General features: G+C 69.6%; 4 protein-coding genes. All 4 read right to left on the reverse strand.

Going from position 1 to position 3,368, the window contains the following annotated elements:
* Positions 1 to 145 precede the first annotated feature (145 nt).
* Positions 146 to 721 carry an aminoacyl-tRNA hydrolase gene (pth, locus tag A5622_RS17860; protein ID WP_066880355.1) on the reverse strand — a complete coding sequence of 192 codons (576 nt, stop codon included), beginning with the start codon at positions 719 to 721 and terminating at the stop codon, positions 146 to 148.
* A 12-nt stretch (positions 722 to 733) separates the two neighbouring features.
* Complete coding sequence (locus A5622_RS17865; RefSeq protein ID WP_066880357.1) at positions 734 to 1,402, reverse strand: 50S ribosomal protein L25/general stress protein Ctc; 669 nt, start codon at positions 1,400 to 1,402, stop codon at positions 734 to 736.
* 136 nt (positions 1,403 to 1,538) lie between these two features.
* On the reverse strand, positions 1,539 to 2,408 hold the full coding sequence (locus tag A5622_RS17870; RefSeq protein WP_066880359.1) for an oxidoreductase: 870 nt from the start codon (positions 2,406 to 2,408) through the stop codon (positions 1,539 to 1,541).
* Positions 2,405 to 3,368: cytochrome P450 (locus A5622_RS17875; protein WP_066880361.1), on the reverse strand; the 964-nt coding region annotated here is incomplete at its 5' end. The genes A5622_RS17875 and A5622_RS17870, both read right to left, overlap by 4 nt.

The raw sequence follows: 3,368 nt of genomic DNA on the forward strand, positions 1-3,368 counted from the left end.
GGCCGGGCACCATTCCGAAGACGCCGTCGGGCAAGCTGCGCCGGTCGACCTCCGTCAGCCTGGTCACCTAGCCCGGCGAGCAGACACAAAAGCACGCAAAGCTGCGGCGTGTCGGGTGCTTTCGCGTCTGCTCGCGGTGGCCGGGCTACCAGGCGTGAACCTGGTTCTGCGCGGGCTCTAGCCCCACGTCGATCAGCAACTCGGTGGCATCGGCGGCCTGCTCGCAGATGGTGGGAACCTCGGCGCGCTCGGCGGCGCTGAAGGCTTCCAACACGAACGCCGCCGGGTCCTTGCGTCCCGGCGGGCGGCCGATACCGATGCGGACCCGTTGAAAGTCCTTGCTGCCCAAGGCGTTAGCGACCGAGCGCAGACCGTTGTGGCCGCCTTCGCCGCCGCCGACCTTGAGCCGGATGCGGCCAAAGTCCAAGTCGAGGTCGTCGTGGATGACGATGAGGTCGCCCGGTGCCACCGAGTAGAACCTCGCCAACGGGCCGACCTGACGGCCGGATTCGTTCATGTAGCAGCGCGGCTTGGCCACCACCACCGAGCGCCCGGCGAGCCGGCCGCTGACGATCTCGGCGCCGGACCGCTTGTGCGCCTTGAACTTCGAACCCATCCGGGCCGCGAGCAGGTCGGCGACCATGAACCCGACGTTGTGCCGGGTCCGGGCGTAGTTGTCTCCGGGATTGCCCAGGCCGACCACCAGCAACGGCTCGGCCACGTTGTGATCCGCCTACTCGGACTCGGCTTCGGCGGCCTCGTCGTCGCCGGCCTCGGCCTCTGCTTCGCCCTCGGCGGCCGCGGCTTCCTCGGTGACCTCGCCCGCGCCCTCGGCTTCGAGCTCCTCTGCCGTCGGCGCGGTGACCACGTTGACCACCAGGGTCTCGGGGTCGGAGATCAGGTTGACGCCGCTGGGCAGGGTGATCTGTCCGGCCGTGAACTGGGTGCCGGGCTCGGCGCCCTCGACCGACACCGTCAGCTGCTCGGGAATCGACAGGGCCTCGGCCTCGATCTCGATGGCGCTGGCTTCCTGGGTCACCAGCGTGCCGGGCACGGCCTCGCCCTCCACCACAACGGTGACCTCGACGACGACCTTCTCGCCGCGACGCACGACCAGCAGGTCGGCGTGCTGAATCGTGCGGCGGATGGGGTGGATGTCGAGCGACTTGGTCAGGGCCAACTGCTCGGAGCCCTCGATGTCGAGGGTCAGCACGGCGTTGGTGCCGGCGTGGCGCAGCACCGCGGCGAAGTCGTGGCCGGGCAGCTCCAGGTGCTGCGGGTCGGTGCCGTGGCCGTAGAGGACGGCCGGGATCTTGCCGTCGCGGCGGGCTCGCCGGGACGCACCCTTGCCGGTCTCGCCGCGAACGGCGACCTTCAACTGGTTGAGTGCTTGCTTGGCCATCGTGTCGCTCCTGTGTGCTCGCCTATGTGTCGGGGCACGGCCGGGGTCGCGACGATTCGTCGGTCTCCGTCGATAACGGTGCTGGTCAGCCAGCCACCCTCGCCGTGACGCCCGGCCAGGTTAGCGCATCCGCACCTCAGAGGGGAAATTTGGTCTTGGTGAGCTGCTCGGACAGCGACCACAGCGCCGCGGCGGTGGCGGTGTCCCGGGCGCGGCGGCTGCGCGCGACCGGTTGGGTGCGCCCCATCTGGCCGAAGCGGGGGCCCACGAAGGTGTCCCCGGGCAGATCCTGGGACGCCGCGTACAGCGTTTGGCGGGCGCCGAAGTCGGCGTTGGTGGCGACCACCCGGGTGACGGCCGACATCAGCGTGTCACCGAGTTTGCGCCCGGAGGCGCCCTGCAGGTTGGTGTGCGAGTAGCCGGGGTGGGCGGCGATCGCGCGCAGCGGGGAGCCGGCGGCGGTCAGGCGGCGCTGCAGTTCGCTGGTGAACAGCAGGTTGGCGAGCTTGGACTGGCTGTAGGCCAGCCACGGCGAGTACCGCCGGTGCTGCCAATTCAGGTCGTCGAGGTTGATGCTTCCCGGCCAGTGCGCCATCGACGACACCGTGACCACCCGATCCGTGAGCTTGGGCAGCAGCAGGTTGGTCAGCGCGAAATGGCCGAGGTGATTGGTGCCGATCTGGGTTTCGAAGCCGTCGACCGTCAGCGCGAAGGGGGCGGCCATGATGCCGGCGTTGTTGATCAGCACGTCGGCCCGGCTCACCCCGTCGGCGAACCGGTGCACCGACGACAGGTCCTGCAGGTCGAGCTCACGCACCTCGACCTGGCCGGCCATCTGGCGGGCGGCGGTCTCGCCCTTGCGGATGTTGCGCACGGCCATGATGATCGTGGCCCCTCGTCGCGCCAGCTCGCGGGCGGTCACGAAGCCCAGCCCGCTGTTGGCGCCGGTGATGATGACGGTCCGTTCGGCGAACGACGGGAGATCTGCGGCGGTCCAGCCAGTCATGACTGAACAGTAGCGACATCGAACTCCAGCGGCAGGGTCATGGGCCCGGTGATTCCGCTGATCGCCTTCCATGGGGCCGGGCCGGTGCGGCGGGGGTTGGGCATGCGTCGGGTGATCACCCGCAGCGCCTCGGTCAGTTCCAGGCGCGCGAGGTGCGCGCCGAGGCAGTAGTGCACACCGCCGCCGAAGGTGAGCATCGCCGGAGGGTCCTCGCGGGTGATGTCGACGCGCTTGGGCCGGTCGTACACGCTCGCGTCGCGGTTGGCCGCGGCGGTGTTGGCCAGCACCAGAGTGCCGGCCGGAATGCAGACTCCGGCCAGCTCGACGTCTTCGGCCGTCTGCCGAATCGTGCCGAAAATGATTGGGGAGTAACGCATCAGCTCATGGATCGCGTTCGAAGCGAGCTCGGGGTGCTCGGCAAGCAAGGCCCACTGATCGGGATGGTCGGCCAGCGTCTGCACCGCGGCGGCCAGCTGGTTGCGCGTGGTGTCGGTACCGGCGCCGAGCAGGGTCGCGCACAGCATGAGTAGCTCGTCGTGGGTCAGCCGGTCACCGTCGTCTTCGGTGCGGATGAGCTCGGAGATCAGGTCGTCGGACAGCGATGCGCGTCGCCGGGCGATCAGCTCCTCGAGATAGGCGTCGAGCTGATCCCACGCGGCCAGGATCGCCGGGCCGTCCTCGGCGACGTTCCAGTCGAAGATCTTCTTGATGTCATCGGTCCAGTCGCTGAACAAGTGCCAGTCCTCGGGCGGTGCGCCCAGCAGCGCGCAGATGACCGGCGTGGGGTAGCGGCGGGCGATGTCGGAGACGACGTCGCAGTGGCCCGCGGCCGTGAGCGGCTCGACCAGGCCGGTGATGATCTCGATGACCAGGGTGCGCAGCCGCTCGGCGCCCCGGGGGGCGAAGGCCTTGGACACCAGGCGGCGCAGCCGGTGATGCGCGTCGCCGTCGAGGCCGAGG

This window comes from Mycobacterium sp. 1245801.1 (assembly GCF_001673055.1).
In the GTDB taxonomy this organism is placed as follows: Bacteria; Actinomycetota; Actinomycetes; order Mycobacteriales; family Mycobacteriaceae; genus Mycobacterium; species Mycobacterium europaeum_A.

Bases quoted from the DNA above. Each gene is read 5' to 3' on its own strand.
- A5622_RS17865 (WP_066880357.1), bottom strand. From the start codon at position 1,402: ATGGCCAAGCAAGCACTCAACCAGTTGAAGGTCGCCGTTCGCGGCGAG.
- A5622_RS17870 (WP_066880359.1), bottom strand. From the start codon at position 2,408: ATGACTGGCTGGACCGCCGCAGATCTCCCGTCGTTCGCCGAACGGACC.